At 58.6% G+C, this 17,913-nt stretch carries 16 protein-coding genes; 6 read left to right on the top strand and 10 right to left on the bottom strand.

Going from position 1 to position 17,913, the window contains the following annotated elements:
• Positions 1-33 precede the first annotated feature (33 nt).
• Complete coding sequence (locus FBY01_RS20420; RefSeq protein ID WP_010457493.1) at positions 34-504, bottom strand: Dps family protein; 471 nt, start codon at positions 502-504, stop codon at positions 34-36.
• Positions 505-811: 307 nt separating this feature from the next.
• Between FBY01_RS20420 and FBY01_RS32140 the strand changes: the two genes are divergently transcribed.
• Entirely contained in the window at positions 812-1,414 is a 603-nt protein-coding gene (locus tag FBY01_RS32140; RefSeq protein ID WP_010457494.1) for a cold-shock protein, read from the top strand.
• A 61-nt stretch (positions 1,415-1,475) separates the two neighbouring features.
• Here the strand turns inward: FBY01_RS32140 and FBY01_RS20410 are convergent, their stop codons facing one another.
• Together FBY01_RS20410 and FBY01_RS20405 are read right to left on the bottom strand one after the other, a co-directional pair.
• Positions 1,476-1,682: a SlyX family protein gene (locus FBY01_RS20410; protein WP_010457497.1), complete on the bottom strand. Its 207-nt coding sequence runs from the start codon at positions 1,680-1,682 to the stop codon at positions 1,476-1,478.
• Between the two features lie 3 nt (positions 1,683-1,685).
• On the bottom strand, positions 1,686-2,111 hold the full coding sequence (locus tag FBY01_RS20405) for an HIT domain-containing protein (protein WP_042933027.1): 426 nt from the start codon (positions 2,109-2,111) through the stop codon (positions 1,686-1,688).
• An 873-nt stretch (positions 2,112-2,984) separates the two neighbouring features.
• Here FBY01_RS20405 and FBY01_RS20400 point away from each other — a divergent pair.
• Positions 2,985-4,256 carry an OprD family porin gene (locus tag FBY01_RS20400; RefSeq protein WP_145309225.1) on the top strand — a complete coding sequence of 424 codons (1,272 nt, stop codon included), beginning with the start codon at positions 2,985-2,987 and terminating at the stop codon, positions 4,254-4,256.
• A gap of 239 nt (positions 4,257-4,495) precedes the next feature.
• Here FBY01_RS20400 and FBY01_RS20395 read toward each other — a convergent pair whose 3' ends face one another.
• Entirely contained in the window at positions 4,496-5,335 is an 840-nt protein-coding gene (locus FBY01_RS20395) for a mechanosensitive ion channel family protein (RefSeq protein WP_145309223.1), read from the bottom strand.
• Between the two features lie 153 nt (positions 5,336-5,488).
• Positions 5,489-5,974 (bottom strand): YajQ family cyclic di-GMP-binding protein, encoded by a 486-nt coding sequence (locus tag FBY01_RS20385; protein WP_007906601.1) that lies wholly within the window; start codon positions 5,972-5,974, stop codon positions 5,489-5,491.
• 139 nt (positions 5,975-6,113) lie between these two features.
• Between FBY01_RS20385 and FBY01_RS20380 the strand changes: the two genes are divergently transcribed.
• Genes FBY01_RS20380 through FBY01_RS20370 form a run of 3 tightly spaced genes read left to right on the top strand, consistent with a single transcriptional unit; the run spans position 6,114 to position 9,698 of the window.
• Positions 6,114-7,031, top strand: coding sequence for a putative 2-dehydropantoate 2-reductase (locus FBY01_RS20380; RefSeq protein ID WP_145309221.1), 918 nt, complete (start codon positions 6,114-6,116; stop codon positions 7,029-7,031).
• Between the two features lie 45 nt (positions 7,032-7,076).
• The gene (locus tag FBY01_RS20375) at positions 7,077-9,113 is read left to right on the top strand and encodes a HAMP domain-containing sensor histidine kinase (RefSeq protein WP_042933026.1); all 2,037 of its coding nucleotides are present in this window, start codon (positions 7,077-7,079) and stop codon (positions 9,111-9,113) included.
• Positions 9,114-9,116: 3 nt separating this feature from the next.
• Positions 9,117-9,698: a cob(I)yrinic acid a,c-diamide adenosyltransferase gene (locus tag FBY01_RS20370; RefSeq protein WP_145309217.1), complete on the top strand. Its 582-nt coding sequence runs from the start codon at positions 9,117-9,119 to the stop codon at positions 9,696-9,698.
• Positions 9,699-9,812: 114 nt separating this feature from the next.
• Here the strand turns inward: FBY01_RS20370 and FBY01_RS20365 are convergent, their stop codons facing one another.
• The 4 genes from FBY01_RS20365 to secA all read right to left on the bottom strand — a co-directional run bounded on the left by FBY01_RS20365 (position 9,813) and on the right by secA (position 15,564).
• Positions 9,813-10,763, bottom strand: coding sequence for a Nudix family hydrolase (locus FBY01_RS20365; protein ID WP_010457514.1), 951 nt, complete (start codon positions 10,761-10,763; stop codon positions 9,813-9,815).
• Positions 10,760-11,392, bottom strand: coding sequence for a glutathione S-transferase family protein (locus tag FBY01_RS20360; RefSeq protein WP_010457515.1), 633 nt, complete (start codon positions 11,390-11,392; stop codon positions 10,760-10,762). Before FBY01_RS20360 ends, FBY01_RS20365 begins: the two co-directional genes overlap by 4 nt.
• A 97-nt stretch (positions 11,393-11,489) precedes the next feature.
• Positions 11,490-12,707 (bottom strand): bifunctional glutamate N-acetyltransferase/amino-acid acetyltransferase ArgJ, encoded by a 1,218-nt coding sequence (gene argJ / locus FBY01_RS20355; RefSeq protein WP_010457517.1) that lies wholly within the window; start codon positions 12,705-12,707, stop codon positions 11,490-11,492.
• Between the two features lie 121 nt (positions 12,708-12,828).
• Positions 12,829-15,564: a preprotein translocase subunit SecA gene (secA, locus tag FBY01_RS20350; protein ID WP_145309215.1), complete on the bottom strand. Its 2,736-nt coding sequence runs from the start codon at positions 15,562-15,564 to the stop codon at positions 12,829-12,831.
• 307 nt (positions 15,565-15,871) lie between these two features.
• Here secA and FBY01_RS20345 point away from each other — a divergent pair, with 307 nt between their 5' ends.
• Complete coding sequence (locus FBY01_RS20345) at positions 15,872-16,327, top strand: DUF721 domain-containing protein (protein WP_008147416.1); 456 nt, start codon at positions 15,872-15,874, stop codon at positions 16,325-16,327.
• A 68-nt stretch (positions 16,328-16,395) separates the two neighbouring features.
• On the opposite strand, the gene FBY01_RS20340 is transcribed toward FBY01_RS20345, so the two are convergent.
• Positions 16,396-17,883 carry a helicase HerA-like domain-containing protein gene (locus FBY01_RS20340; RefSeq protein WP_010457524.1) on the bottom strand — a complete coding sequence of 496 codons (1,488 nt, stop codon included), beginning with the start codon at positions 17,881-17,883 and terminating at the stop codon, positions 16,396-16,398.
• Between the last annotated feature and the right edge of the window lie 30 nt (positions 17,884-17,913).

Below are 17,913 nucleotides of genomic sequence, written 5' to 3'. Positions count from 1 at the left end.
CACCCGACGGGCGTCATTCGCGTAGTGACGATATTACTGATCCAGCAGAGACCGCAGCATCCATGCGGTTTTTTCGTGGACTTGCATGCGCTGGGTCAGCAGATCAGCCGTCGGCTCGTCGCTGACTTTTTCCAGCAGCGGAAAGATTCCGCGGGCGGTACGGGTGACCGCCTCTTGCCCATCGACAAGCTGCTTGATCATGTCTTCAGCGCTCGGCACACCGGCTTCTTCTTTAATAGAAGACAGCCGCTCATAAATCGAATAGGCGCCGGGGGCAGGAAACCCGAGGGCGCGAATGCGCTCGGCAATCGAATCGACGGCCAGGGCCAACTCGTTGTATTGCTCCTCGAACATCAGGTGCAGGGTCCGAAACATGGGACCGGTGACGTTCCAATGGAAGTTATGGGTTTTCAAATACAGCACATAAGTGTCCGACAGCAGACGCGAAAGCCCGTCAACGATGGACTTGCGGTCCTCTTCACTGATACCGATATCGATTGCCATGTTTTTCCCCTAAAGGTGATGAGTTCATCCAACAGGTGCAGGACCACTCTAGCAAGCCTGCCACCCCCTCGCCGCCCGGAATTGCACAATGACCTGCGACAAATCGCCCCGCGAAGCACCGCTGGACTGCCTGATTTGAGTAGCTGCAGGCTTTGCTGTTAAATAGACCGTGTGTCGCGACCGCCTATTTTTCGGGGGCTGCGCATAGGCTGGTACCGGGTACGTGTCCAACGCCTCTTATTGTTCTGAAGCGAACCGTGCTCCATCAGCTCTTCCTTGTGATCCGTCTTAACGTGAGTTAATCAAAATGTTGAAAATCGTCCACCTGCTAATGGGCGCAGCAGCTTTGCTGCTGTCCTTCATCCCTAGCCTGCAACCCGAAGCTGCTCCTTACCTGCAACAACCCGCTGCGCTGTACCTGGCCTTTTTCGGCCTGCTTAACCTGACCCTCGCTCCGGTTATCCCTTACTGGAACAAAGGTCCTCGTCACCAACTGCAAAACCTGGTCAGCGCCCTGCTGGTCCTGGCCGTCGTCCTGCAAACCCTGACGTTGCTCGCGCCGATGCCTGTCATCGCCGGTCAACCTGCCGTCCTGTTCAGCCTGGTGGCTGCACTGATCGCCGTTCTCCTGCACCTGGCTATCAGCTTCTACAAATCCTCGCCGGCCGCCGCCTCGCCAAGCTACGACATGAGCAACCGCGATACCGGCACCGTCAAGTGGTTCAACACCTCCAAAGGCTTCGGCTTTATTTCCCGTGATTCCGGCGATGATATTTTCGTGCATTTCCGGGCCATTCGTGGCGAAGGTCACCGTGTTCTGGTTGAAGGCCAGCGCGTGGAGTTCTCTGTCATGAATCGTGACAAAGGGCTGCAAGCCGAAGATGTGATCGCTGCATTGCCGCGTCGCTGATTCAAGGCTAAAAAAAACCGCGAGCAGCTGAGCTGCTCGCGGTTTTTTATTGCCTGCGGTTTCAATAATGAGGCGGAGGTGCTTCTTCCTCGAAGGTTTCGAACTGCCCGGCCATTTCTTCCTGGCGCTTGAGCAATGCAGCCATCTGCAATTGCAGGCGTTCAACGGCGCGCTGCTGCGTTGCCAGCACATCACTCAATGACTGGATGGTGTCATCCTGAAACGCCAGTTGGCTCTCCAGATCGGTAACGCGATCTTCCAGGCTCATGATTCAACCCTCCAGAAACGTGAAATGTTCGGTTAACAGCAGACGCAGGCGCTCGCGAATGGCCGCAATTTGCGCTGCGCTGTAAGGCACGGCCGGGTGTTTGCCCCAGACCGGGGCTGGCCAGGCGGCGTCCTCACGCTTGCGCACAATGACATGCATGTGCAACTGACTGACGACATTACCCAGCGCCGCGACATTCAGCTTGTCGGCGTCGAACGAATCCTTGAGCAGTTCCGCCAGCGCGGTCGTTTCCTGCCACAGCTGCTGTTGATCTGCGACACCTAACTGAAATATCTCACTGATATCTTCACGGCGTGGCACCAGGATGAACCAGGGGTAGTTCGAATCATTGGATAACAGCAACCGGCAAAGCGGGAAATCGCCAATCGGTAGCGTGTCTTGTTGAAGTCGTGGATCTAAAGCGAACACCGCGCGCACTCCCGCCAGGTCATCATTTTCAGCTTAGCGCCCATCCTGACAGGCTGCGCACCAAGCGACAGGACGCCAGCATACCCGTGAACGCCACTGCCTTCACGCCGCAAGAGCGCCCCTAAATGGGCCTTTTTTGCTCACGGCGCACCATTACAGAACCGCAGACCACGCCAAAAATGCTGAAATGACTGATAACCAATGAAAAGTTCCAGATGAGTCCGTTACCGCACTGTTTGATATCAGCACAGTGATTAAGATTTTTTGCACCAAAACCGCACAGTGCGTCTACGCTGAGTGCGTCAGCATCCGAGAATTACTCAACGAGGGGTGAACCGGTAACATTTTTCGTTGTCACGCTTTCCGTTTCAGTGTGCAACACCATGCAATGCACGGCGTCAAGCGTACAAAAAACACGCTTGAAGCCCCCGGTTTCATGAGGTTTTTATAGCGACAGGCAGGTTTCCAGAAAAAAACAGCTACAGAATTCTGGTTTGTGCACGCTTGTTGCATTCACACCCACATAGCTTTGGAAGCCTCCGCTGGAAGTGGAAGCCTCAAGGCCAATAAAAACAGCGGCAGGGTTGCCCAATGGAGATTCAAACGTTTCACCAGGGACTCTTTTTAGCGATGCACAAGCCTTGGAAAACAACGTTAAAGTTGCCAATCCGCTTGCGTCTAGGCAGTAAATTTGCGACATCTACCAAGCTGTTTGCGACAGGGTCGTAAAGAAGCTGAAAGGTTAGATACGCAAGTATCGCCAACATGGTCGGCGTGATATAAGTTTGCGCCGACACAAAAAGAAAGAGCCGCCCAGATAAAAAAACAGGTGGGACGGCAGTACTCTTCTAAAAACCAAAGGAGCAAATCACGATGCGCGTGATGAAGTGGAGCATGATCGCACTGGCTGTTTCGGCTAGTACCTCGCAGTTCGCAATGGCGTCTTCTCAAGAGGAATCCAAGGGCTTTTTTGAAGATCAGAGTCTGAATGTTCATAGCCGTATGCTGTACATGAACCGTGATTTCAAAAACAACCCTAGCACTTCGCAAAGTTATCGCGAAGAGACTGGCCTCGGCGTACGTACCACTTATGAGTCGGGCTTCACTCAGGGCACCGTAGGCTTCGGTGTGGATGCCTTGGTCAATGCCATGGTCAAACTGGACAGTGGCCGTGGCCGCACCGGTAATGGCATGTTTGGTCGCGACAGCGAAGGCCGCCCAGAAGACACCCAATCCAAGGCTGGCGGTGCAGTTAAGTTCCGTCTGTCCGACACTGTCCTGAAATATGGTAACCAATACGTTGCCAGCCCTGTCTTCTCCACAGACGACAGCCGTCTGCTGCCAGAAGTTGCTACCGGCACCATCATCACCAGTAAAGAAATCAAAGGGCTGGAGCTGACCGCAGGTCGTTTCAGCGCCCTGAGTTCGCAGACTGGCATGGGCCGTGACAGCATCAACGGACCTCACAACCCAGGCCTGACCAGTGCCAACATTGCCGGCGCGACCTACCAGTTCACCGAAAACTTTGTAGCTGGCGTGGCAGCTTCCGATGTAGATGACTACTTCAAGAAGCAATACATCAACGCCAACTACACCCTGCCGATCAACGAAGATCAGTCCCTGAACTTTGACTTCAACGGCTATCGTTCCAAGAGCCAGGGTCAAGAGCTGAGCGGTGATGTTGACAACCGCATCTGGTCCCTCTCTGCTGCCTATAGCATCGGCGCCCACAAGTTCACCGTGGCACACCAACGCTCTACTGGTGATACCGGCTACGTTTATGGCGTTGACGGCGGCGGTACCATCTTCCTCGCCAACTCCATTCAGTACTCTGACTTTAACGGTCAAGACGAGCGTTCGTGGCAGGCTCGCTACGACCTGAACATGAAAACCTATGGCGTTCCTGGCCTGAGCTTCATGACTCGTTACGTCCGGGGTGACAACATCACCACTGGCGCCGAAGAAGGTAAAGAGCACGAGTTCGACTTCGAAACCAAGTACGTTATGCAAAGCGGCCCAGCCAAAGACCTGTCTTTCCGCCTACGTAGCGCGATCTACCGTACAAACTCCGCTTACAACGCCATCAACGGCAACGACAACAACGACACCCGCTTAATCGTCGAATACCCACTGAGCATCTTGTAATTTCTCAGCGGTAGTTCGATAGCCTCAAATCTGCAATAAAAAAACCGCTCACCTGGTCAGGTGGGCGGTTTTTTTATGCCTGCCCGGTTTTCAATTCGTAAGCAGGCTAATAACGTTCACATGAATAACAGTAGGCAGCTAACATTCCTCAAGTGGCAGCCGAAAAAAACCCAGGCACCTATCGATGCCCGGGCTTGTGCGTTTAACTTGACCGAACAGCCAAGTAAAAAACGTTGTTACTACACGGCTGCTTCCTGAACCACACGAATAACCCGCTGTGGAAACGGAATATCGATACCCGCCGCTTTCAAACGATCACGGGACTGTTCATTGAACATGAACATCACATCCCAGTAATCCGCGGTCTTCACCCAAACACGCAGCGAAACAGTAATCGAACTGTCTCCCAGGGTCGAAATAACGGCTTGTGGTGCAGGTTCTGCCAGGATGCGTTCATCTTTGGCCAAATCCAGCAACACTTCACGGGCCTTCTGCAAGTCCGCTTCGTAGTCCACGCCCACATCAAATACAACTTTGCGGGTTGGCTGACGATTTGTATTGGTAATGATACCGTTCGACAAGTTGCCGTTAGGCACAATGATGGTCTTGTTATCGCCAGTGCGCAGTACGGTGTGGAAAATCTGGATACTGTCGACCGTACCGGCAACGCCTTGGGCTTCGATCCAGTCACCGATGCGGAATGGACGGAACAACAGAATCAGCACGCCGCCGGCAAAGTTTGCCAGGCTGCCCTGCAAGGCCAGACCGATGGCCAGACCCGCCGCACCAATGGCCGCCACGAACGAAGTGGTTTCCACGCCGATCATTGATGCCACGCTGACTACCAGCAAAACCTTGAGAATAATGTTCGCCAGACTGCTGATGAAACCTTGCAGCGCGAGGTCGGCATTACGCAACGCCAGCAGGCCGCCAAGCTTTTGCGCCACCTTGCTGATCAACCACCATCCGACTGCCAGCGTGATGACTGCCAGCAGCACGCGGCTGCCGTACTCCATGATCATCGGGATCCAGGCTTGGGATGCCCTGACCAGGTTGTCCACTTCGGTATTCAAATCCATCTATTTTCTCCTGGGTTAAGCACAATCCGGGTGGGAGCGACGGTGCGGCGATCCGACCTGCTCGCGAAGAGGGCAGATCAGTCGACATCACCAATGAATGACCCACCGCTTTCGCGAGCAGGCTCGCTCCCACAGGGTTCCCGCATTGCTAGGTCAGTCGCGGAAGTTGTTGAACTGCAGCGGCATATCGAAAGTCTTGGCGCGCAGAGCTGCAATCGCCTCCTGCAAATCATCACGTTTCTTACCGGTGATGCGCACTTGCTCGCCCTGAATGGCGGCCTGAACCTTGAGCTTGGCGTCCTTGACGTGAGCGACGATTTTCTTCGCCAGCTCTTTGTCGATGCCCTCCTTGAGGACGGCTTCCTGTTTCATCAGCTTGCCCGACGCGTAGGCATCCTTGACTTCAAGGCACTGCACGTCGATCTTGCGCTTGACCAGGGCCAGCTTGAGTATCTCGATCATCGCCTCGAGCTGGAAGTCAGCCTCGGCGGTCAGGTTGACGGTCAGGTCCTTTTCCTTGAATTCAAAGGTGCCCTTGCCTTTCAGGTCATAACGGCGATCGAGTTCCTTGACGGCGTTCTCGACCGCGTTGGTGACTTCGTGTTTGTCCAGTTCGGATACCACGTCGAACGACGGCATGTAATCTCTCCAATAAAAGGCGCGCTCGATAGCGATGGCGCGCGCTTGGCTTGCGGTTAAAATCGGGCTCATTATAACGGGTCTTTTCCAACCGATACTGCGAGCCTCACATGCCTGTGCCAAACCGAGCAAAAAGCTGATGTCCACCACCTGGCATGTATTGGGCGCCGGCAGCCTCGGCACCTTGTGGGCCACCCGCCTGGCGCGGGCCGGGGTGCCGGTCCGGTTGATCCTGCGCGATGAGCAACGCTTGCAGGCTTATCAGGCGGCCGGAGGGCTGACGCTGGTGGAACACGGCGAAGCCAGCACCTATGACATCCCCGGTGAAACACCCCACGGCAACGAGCCGATCCACCGTCTGCTGGTGGCGTGCAAAGCCTACGATGCCGAAAAGGCCGTGGCGCAACTGGCGCCGCGCCTGGCGCCTGATGCCGAACTGATCCTGTTGCAGAACGGCCTCGGTAGCCAGGACGCCGTCGCCGCGCAGGCTCCCCAAGCGCGTTGTGTATGCGCCTCAAGCACCGAAGGCGCGTTTCGCGATGGCGACTGGCGTGTGGTGTTCGCCGGTCACGGCTACACCTGGCTGGGGGATGCCGGTCATCCGGTCGCGCCGATCTGGCTGGACGACTTGACTGCCGCCGGTATTCCTCACGAATGGAGCACCGACATTCTCACGAGGCTGTGGCGCAAACTGGCGCTCAACTGTGCGATCAATCCGCTGACCGTGCTGCACGATTGCCGCAACGGTGGCTTGCAGGAACACCACTGCGAAGTCGCCACCCTTTGCGTTGAACTGAGCGACTTGCTGGAACGCTGCGGTCAGCCGGCAGCCGCCGAGGACCTGCAGCAGGAAGTCGAACGGGTGATCCATGCCACCGCGGCCAATTACTCCTCGATGCACCAGGACGTCGCAAGCCAGCGCCGAACCGAAATCAGCTATCTGCTGGGCTATGTCTGCAAAGTGGCCTCGCGGCACCAGTTGAACCTGCCCCACCTCAATCAATTACAGCAGCGGCTGATTGCCCATCTTCAAAGCCTTGGATTGCCCAGCGACTGAGCAGCGGCTACGCTGGCCACTTGTTCCTTTTCAGCGATGAACCTGATGCCATTGCGCCAGCGTCTCGAAAACCTTCCGGTCGGCCAGAAACTGCTGGCCGCCCTGCTCGTGCTGTTGATCACCATCCTGCTGGTCGCCAACCTGACCTTTATCAGCGCCGCGTATTACATCTCTCAGGAAAGCATGGCGCCCCAGGCCTTGCAGACCATCGGCCGACTGGTGTCCAACCCGAGCCTGGTGGCCGACGCCTTGAAGTCGCCGCAAAGCGCGGAACGCCTGCTCAACGAACTCAATAGCTATTCACCGCTGCGGGCGGCGGCCTTGTATGACGGCAAGGGTGAGCGATTGGCGCAATTGCAACATGGCGAGAAGCTGCAACTGCCAGAACGCTATCGGCATATCGAAGCCTGGCAGGCCACCGAGTTTCGCAGCAATCAGATCATCACCCTGCCCCGCCCTGGCACCGCGCCGGGCCACCTGTTGTTGGTGGCCAGCAGTGAACTGCCAATGGCGTTCTACACCGGGACCCTGACTGCCAGTCTCGGCATTCTGATCTTCAGTGTGCTGTTATGGCTGGTGATCGCCCGGCAGATCAAGCGCCTGATTACCCGGCCGATCCATCAGCTCGAAGAGCTGTCTCGGCAAGTGACCCGCGAAGAAAACTACGCCCTGCGCGCCTCCCGTGGCAACCACGACGAAATCGGCAGCCTCGCCGAGGCCTTCAACACCATGCTCTCGCGGATCGAAGCCCGGGAGCAGCAGCTCAAACGGGCCCGGGACGATTCCCAGGCGGCTTACGATCAGGCGCAAGGCCTGGCCGAAGAAACCCGCCACACCAATCGCAAGCTGGAACTCGAAGTCCAGGTGCGCAGCAAGATCGAGAAAAAACTTACCGGTTTCCAGAACTACCTCAACAGCATCATCGACTCCATGCCGTCGGCCCTGATCGCCCTTGATGAGCAGCTCTACGTGACCCAGTGGAATCAGGAAGCCAGTGCGCTGTCCGGCACACGTCTGGACGAAGCCTTGAACCAGCCGATCTTCCTCGCCTTCGAACCCTTGAAGCCATTTCTGCCGCAGCTCAAGCAAACCGTCGAGCAGCACACCGTGGCGAAGATCGAGCGCGTGACCTGGTTCAAGGACGATGAACCCAAGCATTACGCCCTGACCTTCTACCCGCTGATGGGCGGCGCCGGGCGCGGCGTGGTGATCCGGATCGATGACATCACCCAGCGTCTGTCGCTGGAAGAGATGATGGTGCAGTCAGAAAAAATGCTCTCGGTCGGTGGCCTCGCCGCGGGCATGGCCCACGAGATCAACAATCCGTTGGGCGCGATCCTGCACAACGTACAGAACATTCGGCGACGCCTGTCACCTGACTTGCCGAAGAACCTCGAACAGGCTGAGCTAGCCGGCATTTCCCTGGACACGGTCAACAAATACCTGCAATTGCGCGAAGTACCGCAGTTGCTTGATGGCATTCAACAGGCTGGCGCCCGGGCGGCGAAGATTGTCACGCACATGCTCAGCTTCAGTCGCCGCAGCACCCGGCAAATGGCCCCGTGCGACCTGCCGGCGCTGATCGATCAGGCGGTGGAAATCGCCGGTAACGACTTCGACCTGGCCATCGGTTTCGACTTCAAGGGCCAGGCGATCATCCGTCAGTTCGACCCTGCGCTGGGCCCGGTGCCCGGCACGGCCAACGAACTGGAACAAGTGCTGCTCAATTTGTTGAAAAACGCCGCCCAGGCCATTCACCAACGTGAAGACGACAGTGAACCCGGGCGAATCATTCTGCGCACCCGGCTGAATCCGCCGTGGGCCGAAATCCAGGTCGAGGACAACGGCATCGGCATGAGCGAGAACGTGCGCAAACGCACCTTCGAGCCGTTCTTCACCACCAAGGAAATCGGTCAGGGCACAGGCCTTGGCTTGTCGGTCTCGTATTTCATCATCACCAATAACCACAAGGGGCAGATGGAGGTGCAATCGACGCCGGGCCAAGGCACCTGTTTCACCTTGCGCCTGCCGCTGGCCGGCTCCCCCGTCATCTCTCAAGAACTCAATCAGCTATCGAGGTAACCCATGGGCTTTCGCTTGTCGAAGATTTACACCCGCACCGGCGACAAAGGCGAAACCGGACTCGGCGATGGTCGCCGCGTGCCCAAGAACCACCCGCGGATCGAGGCCATTGGCGAAGTCGATACGCTGAACAGCCAAGTGGGCGTGCTGCTGGCCGGATTGGCCGCAGAAAGTGCTGCGAATCCGGGTTTGAACGAGGTGATTGAGGTTTTGGCGCCTTGCCAGCATCGGTTGTTCGACCTCGGCGGCGAGTTGGCGATGCCGGAGTATCAGGCGTTGAATGCAGCGGAAATCGAACGGCTGGAAACGGCGATCGATCTGTGGAATGAGGAGTTGGGGCCGCTGGAGAACTTCATTCTGCCGGGAGGTTCAGCGCTGATTGCCCAGGCCCATGTGTGCAGAAGCCTGGCGCGCAGCGCGGAGCGGCGGTGTCAGCAGTTGAATGCGATTGAACCGTTGGCCGGGGTTGGCTTGGCGTATATCAATCGGCTGTCGGATGTGTTGTTTGTGGTGGCGAGGGTGATAGCCAAGCGGCAGGGGGTTGCCGAGATTCTTTGGCAGGCGGCTGCTAAACCTCAGGAATAATTGGCGTATTCGAGGACGCTATCGCGAGCAGGCTCGCTCCCACAGTTGACCGAGTTCCTCCAGAAGGAATGCGATCAAAGGTGGGAGCGAGCCTGCTCGCGATGAGGCCGGTGGCTACATCACAGAATCAGGCCAAAACGCCCGAATCCCCGCCACTCCCTGCGCCCCCGCCTCCCAAGCCTTTTGCTGTTCCGCCGGGCCAACACCACCGAGCAAGAACACCGGTTTGCTGAAACCGTCGATCAACGCCGCCACCTGCTCCCAGCCCAACGGCAGCGCATCCGGATGAGTCTGGGTCGGCTGCACCGGTGACAAGGTCACAAAATCCACGCCCATCTGCTCGGCCAGCGCCAGCTCTTCAGCGTTGTGGCAAGACGCCGCCAACCAGCGCGACGCCGGTAACGGTCGACCCGCCGCTGCATATTTGCGCAACTGCGCTGACGTGATGTGCCAGCCGGCGGACGGGAAGTCGCCCAGCCACTCGAACGGACCCTTGATCATCAACTGCGCCTTGCCAGCACACAGCCCTGCCGCATCCACCGCCAGATCGCGGTATTTCGGATCGTAGCCGTTGGGTGCCCGCAGCTGGATCAGCTTGATGCCGCCAGCGATGGCTTTCTGGATTCCACGCAGCAAGGCCGGGGTTTCCAGGTCTTCAGGCGTAATCAAATACTGCGCAGGCAAACGTGCAGCCGCCACGATCGGCTGGTTGGCCGCGGGGAACTCATAGCTCAGCAGATCACGCTGGCCCACCCATTCCAAAGGCTGGCCTTCGGCGCCATGGGGCTCGCCGGTAAAGGACGAAACTTCCCAAACGTCCAGCAACACTTGCTTGTCCGGGTAATCGTGGCGGACTTTGATCAACGGACGCGCGGCGCTGACCACAATGCCCAACTCTTCCTGGAGTTCGCGAGCCAATGCGCTTTCGACGGATTCGTCATCCTCGACCTTGCCCCCGGGGAATTCCCACAAGCCGCCCTGGTGCTGGGTGTCGGCACGGCGTGCGATAAGGATCTTGCCGCTGCTGTCGCGGATAACGGCGGCGGCTACGTGTACTCGTTTCACTGCCCAATCTCCTCCAGGCCAGCCTTCTGCCAGGCCTTGAACGACGGCCATTGATAGACGGTTTCAACGTAGGCTTCGTCCACCGCCGGCAATTTCACCTGATAGGTGCGCAGGCGCACGGCAATCGGGGCGAAGAAGGCATCGGCGAGGGTCGCGCCGCCGAACAGGAACGGACCGGTTTCAGTGGCGACCGCACGGCATTCAGCCCACAACGCCAGCATGCGCTCGATGTCTGCCTGAACCTCAGGAGGCGTCGGCGATAGCGGTGCGTCGCGGCTCAGGTCGAACGGCATGTTGCCGCGCATGGCAAAGAACCCGGCGTGCATCTGCGCACAGGCCGAACGGGCCTGGGCGCGGGCGGCGGTGTCTTTGGGCCAGAGGCCAGCGTCGGGGAATTGCTCGGCCAGGTATTCGGCAATCGCCAGAGAATCGGCGATGGTGCCGTGCACGGATTTCAGCAGCGGGACTTTGCCGGTCGGCGAATGCTTGAGCAGGCGTTCGCGGGTGTCCGGCTGGCCCAGCTTGATCAGTTCTTCGGTGTACGGGGCGCCAGTGAGGTCAAGGGCCAGTGCGCCGCGCAGGGACCAGGAGGAAAGCAGCTTGTCGCCGATGATCAGGTGGAGGCTCATGTTCGGGACCTTTTGAGAAGGGAAGCGGGCCAGCATTTGCAGTGTCTGGTCGGCCGTCTTCGCGGGCGATCCGACGTGCCCGCGAAAGCGATCTATCTTATGTGCGGTATTCGGCGTTGATCTTCACGTATTCGTGGGACAGGTCGGTGGTCCAGATGGTTTCGCTGCAATCGCCGCGACCCAGTTCGATACGGATGGTGATTTCTTCCTGCTGCATCACCGCCGCGCCCTGGGCTTCGGTGTAGGTCGCGGCGCGGGCACCACGGCTGGCGATGCAGACTTCGCCGAGGAAAACGTCGATCTTGCTGACGTCCAGGTTCGGCACGCCGGCACGGCCAACGGCAGCAAGGATGCGGCCCCAGTTCGGGTCGGACGCGAACAGCGCGGTCTTGATCAGCGGCGAGTGCGCCACGGTGTAACCGACGTCCAGGCATTCCTGATGATTGCCGCCGCCATTGACTTCAACGGTCACAAATTTGGTCGCGCCTTCGCCGTCACGCACGATGGCCTGGGCCACGTCCATGCACACTTCGAACACGGCTTGTTTCAGCTTGGCAAACAACTCGCCTTCGGCGCGGGTGATTTCCGGCAGCGCGGCCTGACCGGTGGCGATCAGCATGCAGCAGTCGTTGGTCGAGGTGTCGCCGTCGATGGTGATGCGGTTGAACGACTTGTTGGCACCGTCCAGCAGCAGATTCTGCAACACGTCGCGGGAAACTTTGGCGTCGGTGGCGATGTAGCCGAGCATGGTCGCCATGTTCGGACGGATCATGCCCGCGCCTTTGCTGATGCCGGTAACGGTAATAGTCACGCCGTCATGCTGGAACTGGCGGCTGGCACCTTTGGGCAAGGTGTCGGTGGTCATGATGCCGGTGGCGGCAGCTTCCCAGTTATTCACTGACAGGTCGTCAAGGGCGGCTTGCAGCGCACCTTCGATTTTCTCGACCGGCAGCGGCTCACCGATCACACCGGTGGAATACGGCAGCACCAGGCTGGCGTCAACGCCGGTCAATTCAGCCAGTTTCGCGCAGGTGCGCTCGGCGGCGGCCAGGCCAGGTTCGCCCGTGCCGGCGTTGGCATTGCCGGTGTTGGTCAGCAGGTAACGTACCGGGCCTTGCACTCGTTGCTTGGCCAGAATCACCGGAGCGGCGCAAAAGGCGTTCAGGGTGAACACGCCCGCGACCGTGGAGCCTTCGGCGCAGCGCATGACCACAACATCCTTGCGCCCCGGGCGCTTGATGCCGGCCGAGGCGATACCGAGTTCAAAACCGGCAACCGGGTGCAACGTTGGCAAAGGACCAAGACCAACAGCCATGAATGCGCTCCTTAATAAATGATGTCAGCACCGCTCTCAGGAAGAACGGTGGTGTAAATGGCAAAACGCCGCGACGGCTGATGCCGGTCGCGGCGCGGGTATTTCAGCGTATGAAACGGGTTTACTGGATCTGCCCGTGGCAATGCTTGAATTTCTTGCCCGAACCGCAGTAGCACAGTTCGTTACGGCCCAGCTTCTGTTCGTTGCGAACCGGTGCAGTGGCGAGGGCGACATCGACCTCATCACCGAGCAGTTCCGGTTGCTCAAGACCTGGCGCTTCGTCGTGCAGGAACTGCATGCGCGCCGCCAATGCCTCGGCTTCCTGACGCAGGCGTTGCTCTTCTGCTTCCGGATCTTCGCGGCGAACCTGAACGTGCGACAGCACACGGATCGAGTCGCGCTTGATCGAATCCAGCAGCTCGGAGAACAGCGTGTAGGACTCGCGCTTGTACTCTTGCTTCGGGTTCTTCTGTGCATAACCACGCAAGTGGATGCCGTGACGCAGGTGATCCATGGTCGACAGGTGGTCTTTCCACAGGTCGTCGAGCACACGCAGAACGATTTGCTTCTCGAAGGTGCGCAGTGCGTCGGCACCGGCCTGATCTTCTTTCTCGTTGTAGGCAGCGATGAGCTCCTGCATCAGCTTCTCGCGCAGGGTTTCTTCGTACAGGTGATCGTCTTCGTCGAGCCATTTCTGGATCGGCAGCGCCACACCGAAGTCGCTCTGCAACGCAGCTTCCAGACCGGCCACGTCCCACTGCTCTGGCAGCGATTGCGGTGGAATGTGCGCACTGATGGTCGCGTTGAGCACGTCCTGACGGAAGTCGGCGATGGTTTCACCGATGTTGTCGGCGGCCAGCAACGTGTTACGCATGTGATAGATCACTTTACGCTGTTCGTTGTTGACGTCGTCGAACTCGAGCAGTTGCTTGCGAATGTCGAAGTTACGACCTTCAACCTTGCGCTGAGCCTTCTCGATGGCGTTGGTCACCATACGGTGCTCGATCGCTTCACCGGACTGCATGCCCAAGGCTTTCATGAAGTTCTTCACCCGGTCAGAGGCGAAGATGCGCATCAGGCTGTCTTCCAGCGACAGGTAGAAACGGCTGGAACCGGCGTCACCCTGACGACCGGCACGACCACGCAGCTGGTTGTCGATACGGCGCGATTCGTGACGCTCGGAAGCGATCACCTGCAAGCCACCCGACTCCAGCACTTGCTGGTGACGTTTCTGCCAGTCGGCCTTGATCTGGGCAATCTGCTCAGGGGTCGGATTTTCCAGGGTTGCAACTTCCACTTCCCAGTTGCCGCCCAACAGAATGTCGGTACCGCGACCGGCCATGTTGGTGGCGATGGTCAGCGCACCCGGGCGACCGGCCTGGGCAATGATCTCGGCTTCTTTTTCGTGGAACTTGGCGTTCAGGACCTTGTGTTCGATGCCTTCCTTCTGCAGCAACGCAGACATGTGCTCGGACGTTTCGATGGTTGCAGTCCCCACCAGTACCGGACGGCCCAGGGTCATGCATTCCTTGATGTCGTTGATGATCGCCGCGTATTTCTCTTCGGCGGTCAGGAACACCAGGTCGTTGTAATCTTTGCGCGCCAGCGGTTTGTTCGGTGGAATGACCATCACCGACAGACCGTAGATCTGGTGGAATTCGAACGCTTCGGTGTCCGCAGTACCGGTCATGCCGGACAGCTTGTTGTACAGACGGAAGTAGTTCTGGAACGTGGTCGAGGCCAGGGTCTGGCTTTCGGCCTGGATGTTCAGGTTTTCCTTGGCTTCGATGGCCTGGTGCAGGCCTTCGGACAAACGGCGACCCGGCATGGTGCGGCCGGTGTGTTCGTCGACCAGGACGACCTGGCCATCCTGCACGATGTATTCGATGTTGCGATTGAACAGCTTATGAGCACGCAGACCGGCATAAACGTGGGTCAGCAGGCCCAGGTTGTGCGCCGAATACAGGCTCTCGCCTTCAGCCAGCAGGCCGACGCGGGTCAGCATGTCTTCGATGAACTGGTGACCGGCTTCGTTGAGCTCGACCTGGCGGGTCTTCTCGTCAACGGTGTAATGGCCAGCCTTGGTGACTTCGCCTTCCACTTCTTCGACGTGCAACTCCAGCTGCGGGATCAGTTTGTTGATCTCGATGTACAGCTTGGAGCTGTCCTCGGCCTGACCGGAAATGATCAGCGGGGTACGGGCTTCGTCGATGAGGATGGAGTCGACTTCGTCGATCACGGCAAAATTGAGTTCGCGCTGGAATTTTTCTTCCATGCTGAACGCCATGTTGTCGCGCAGGTAGTCGAACCCGAATTCGTTGTTGGTGCCGTAGGTGATGTCGGCGGCGTAAGCAGCGCGCTTCTCTTCCGGCGGCTGGAATGGGGTGACCACACCGACCGTCATACCGAGGAATTCGTAGAGCGGACGCATCCAGTTGGCGTCACGACGGGCCAGGTAGTCGTTCACCGTCACAACGTGCACGCCCTTGCCGGACAGCGCGTTGAGGTAAACGCCCAGTGTTGCCACCAGGGTCTTGCCTTCACCGGTACGCATTTCCGCGATCTGGCCTTCATGCAAGGTCATGCCGCCAATCAGCTGGACATCGAAGTGGCGCATACCCATGACACGCTTACCGGCTTCGCGGGCGACCGCAAAGGCTTCTGGCAGCAGCTTGTCGAGGGTTTCCCCTTTGGCGATGCGGGCCTTGAACTCGTCTGTCTTGGCACGCAATTGATCGTCCGAAAGGGCCACCATTTGCTCTTCGAAGGCATTGACGAGTTGCACCGTCTTGAGCATGCGTTTGACTTCACGCTCGTTCTTGCTTCCAAAAAGTTTCTTTAACAAAGGCGCAAACATATCGGCAGGATCTTCCACACTAAAGGGATGGAGGGCGGCCCCGTGAGTCGCCCGTGCAGCCCTCATGGCCGCATGCGAACGAGCATTCTACCCGGAAACGATGGTGAGGAAAGTGGCGTTGTTCCACGATGCATGCACTGCGCTGTGACGGGGCTCACTTAAAATAAGGGCTTTTTGCGCAACTTCAAGCCATTCGCGGCAGAAGTTACTTGTTGATTTAATGGGTAAAGCGCTCGCAAAGCAATGGGTCGGGCGCATGTGATGCTTTCTGCTACCATGGCGGCTCTGTTACTTCAGGTGTCTGATCATGGCATTTCGCCCTCTCACGGCCAGAGCACCCGCCGTTCTGCTTCGCGAAGCCAAGCCGCTGAAAGCCATTTTTGGCCATGCTCAACGCCTGGGTCATCTGCAACGTCTGCTCGAAAGCCAGTTGCAGCCTGCTGCGCGCGAGCATTGCCATGTGGCCTCGTGGCGCGAAGGCAGTTTACTGCTGATCGTCACTGACGGTCACTGGGCCACCCGCCTGCGTTACCAGCAAAAACGCCTGCAACGCCAGTTACAGATGTTCGACGAGTTCGCCAGCCTGACGCGGATTCTGTTCAAAGTGCAGCCCCCCACCGTTCAGCAAGGGGCGGCGGGGCATACCATCAGTTTGTCGACGGATGCCGGCGCAACCATTCAGGCCACGGCCGATGGCATCAGCGATCCGAATCTGCGAGCGGCGCTGGAACGCCTTGCGGCCCACGCCAAACCCAAAACCTGAAATTGATGTTTCACCTGTAGGATCGCCGCACCGCTCGCTCCTACAGGGTTGTGTCCGGCCAGTGGTTGTCAGCGGCGTTTACTGCCACCGAGCAGCGAGCCCATCAGTCCGCGTACCAGCTGCCGGCCCAATTGATTGGCCGCCTGGCGCATCGCCGATTTCAGCGCCTGCCCCGCCGCCGTGCCGAGGAATTCCCCGGCCTTGTCGGTGAAACTCGGCTCTTCGGCGGCCGGTTTACCCGGAACGGCCTCAGGCTCCGGCGCCAACCCTTTACGACCCATCAATATTTCATACGCCGATTCCCGATCAACCGGCTTGTCATACCGCCCCTTGAACGGCGACCCGGCGATCAGCATCGTGCGCTCGGTTTCGGTCAACGGCCCGATCCGCGATTGCGGTGGGGCGACCAAGACACGCTGAACCATCTCCGGCGTGCCCTTGTCCTGCAAGGTGCCGACCAGCGCCTCGCCGATCCCCAGTTCGGTCAACACCGACAGGGCATCAAACGCCGGGTTCGGCCGGAAGCCCTCCGCCACCGCTCGCAGGGATTTCTGCTCCTTGGCGGTGAAGGCGCGCAAACCATGCTGGATACGCAGGCCGAGCTGAGCCAGCACGTCATCCGGCAAGTCGCCCGGTGATTGCGTGACGAAATACACGCCCACGCCTTTGGAACGAATCAGCCGCACCACCTGCTCCAGGCGATCCTGCAAAGCCTTGGGCGTGTCGGCGAACAATAAATGCGCTTCGTCGAAAAACAGTGCCAGCAGCGGTTTGTCCGAATCGCCACGCTCCGGCAGTTGCTCGAACAACTCGGCCAGCAACCACAGCAGGAATGTCGCATACACCTTCGGCGCTTCGTGGACCAGACGACTGGCATCCAGCAAATGAATGCGCCCACGGCCGTCAGCCGTCGGTTGCAGAATGTCTTCGAGTTGCAGCGCCGGTTCACCGAACAGCGCTTCGGCACCTTGTTGCTCCAGGGTCGCCAGACGCCGCAACAGCGCCTGACTGGAACCGGTGGTCATCAACGCCGCGTCGTCCCCCAGCAACTCAGGGTTGTCACGCAGGTGATTGAGCAGCGCCTTCAGATCCTTGAGGTCCAGCAGCAACAGCCCTTCGCGGTCCGCGACCTTGAACGCCGCATACAGCGCCGACTGCTGGCTGTCGGTCAACTCCAGCAGGCTGCCGATCAGCAACGGCCCCATTTCGCTCAAGGTGGTGCGCAATGGATGACCGGACTCACCGTGAATGTCCCACAGGGTGACCGGGTAAGCCGCAGGCTTGTGGTTGAGCCACGGCATCCCGGCGATCCGCTCGGCGATTTTGCCTTGAGGGTTGCCGGCAGCACCCAGGCCACACAGGTCGCCCTTGATGTCTGCCGCGAACACCGCCACGCCCGCGTCGCTGAAGGCTTCGGCCAGTCGCTGCAACGTGACGGTTTTACCGGTCCCGGTAGCGCCCGCGACCAGGCCGTGACGGTTCGCCAGGCGCATGGCCTGGGAGATAGGCTGGCCGGCAAGGTCAGCGCCGATAACGAGTTGCGATGAGTCAGGCATTTTGTCACCCATGGTTAATCTTTGATCCTG

Source organism: Pseudomonas sp. SJZ077 (genome assembly GCF_007993905.1).
Classification (GTDB): Bacteria; Pseudomonadota; Gammaproteobacteria; order Pseudomonadales; family Pseudomonadaceae; genus Aquipseudomonas; species Aquipseudomonas mandelii.
Note: the sequence above shows the minus strand (reverse complement) of the source record. Positions and strands in the feature narration are given on the sequence as shown.

Excerpts from the sequence above, each read along its gene's own strand:
- FBY01_RS20420 (WP_010457493.1), bottom strand. The coding sequence starts at position 504 with ATGGCAATCGATATCGGTATCAGTGAAGAGGACCGCAAGTCCATCGTT.
- FBY01_RS32140 (WP_010457494.1), top strand. The coding sequence starts at position 812 with ATGTTGAAAATCGTCCACCTGCTAATGGGCGCAGCAGCTTTGCTGCTG.
- FBY01_RS20410 (WP_010457497.1), bottom strand. The coding sequence starts at position 1,682 with ATGAGCCTGGAAGATCGCGTTACCGATCTGGAGAGCCAACTGGCGTTT.
- FBY01_RS20400 (WP_145309225.1), top strand. The coding sequence starts at position 2,985 with ATGCGCGTGATGAAGTGGAGCATGATCGCACTGGCTGTTTCGGCTAGT.
- FBY01_RS20395 (WP_145309223.1), bottom strand. The coding sequence starts at position 5,335 with ATGGATTTGAATACCGAAGTGGACAACCTGGTCAGGGCATCCCAAGCC.
- FBY01_RS20385 (WP_007906601.1), bottom strand. The coding sequence starts at position 5,974 with ATGCCGTCGTTCGACGTGGTATCCGAACTGGACAAACACGAAGTCACC.
- FBY01_RS20380 (WP_145309221.1), top strand. The coding sequence starts at position 6,114 with ATGTCCACCACCTGGCATGTATTGGGCGCCGGCAGCCTCGGCACCTTG.
- FBY01_RS20375 (WP_042933026.1), top strand. The coding sequence starts at position 7,077 with ATGCCATTGCGCCAGCGTCTCGAAAACCTTCCGGTCGGCCAGAAACTG.
- FBY01_RS20370 (WP_145309217.1), top strand. The coding sequence starts at position 9,117 with ATGGGCTTTCGCTTGTCGAAGATTTACACCCGCACCGGCGACAAAGGC.
- FBY01_RS20360 (WP_010457515.1), bottom strand. The coding sequence starts at position 11,392 with ATGAGCCTCCACCTGATCATCGGCGACAAGCTGCTTTCCTCCTGGTCC.
- argJ (WP_010457517.1), bottom strand. The coding sequence starts at position 12,707 with ATGGCTGTTGGTCTTGGTCCTTTGCCAACGTTGCACCCGGTTGCCGGT.
- secA (WP_145309215.1), bottom strand. The coding sequence starts at position 15,564 with ATGTTTGCGCCTTTGTTAAAGAAACTTTTTGGAAGCAAGAACGAGCGT.
- FBY01_RS20345 (WP_008147416.1), top strand. The coding sequence starts at position 15,872 with ATGGCATTTCGCCCTCTCACGGCCAGAGCACCCGCCGTTCTGCTTCGC.
- FBY01_RS20340 (WP_010457524.1), bottom strand. The coding sequence starts at position 17,883 with ATGCCTGACTCATCGCAACTCGTTATCGGCGCTGACCTTGCCGGCCAG.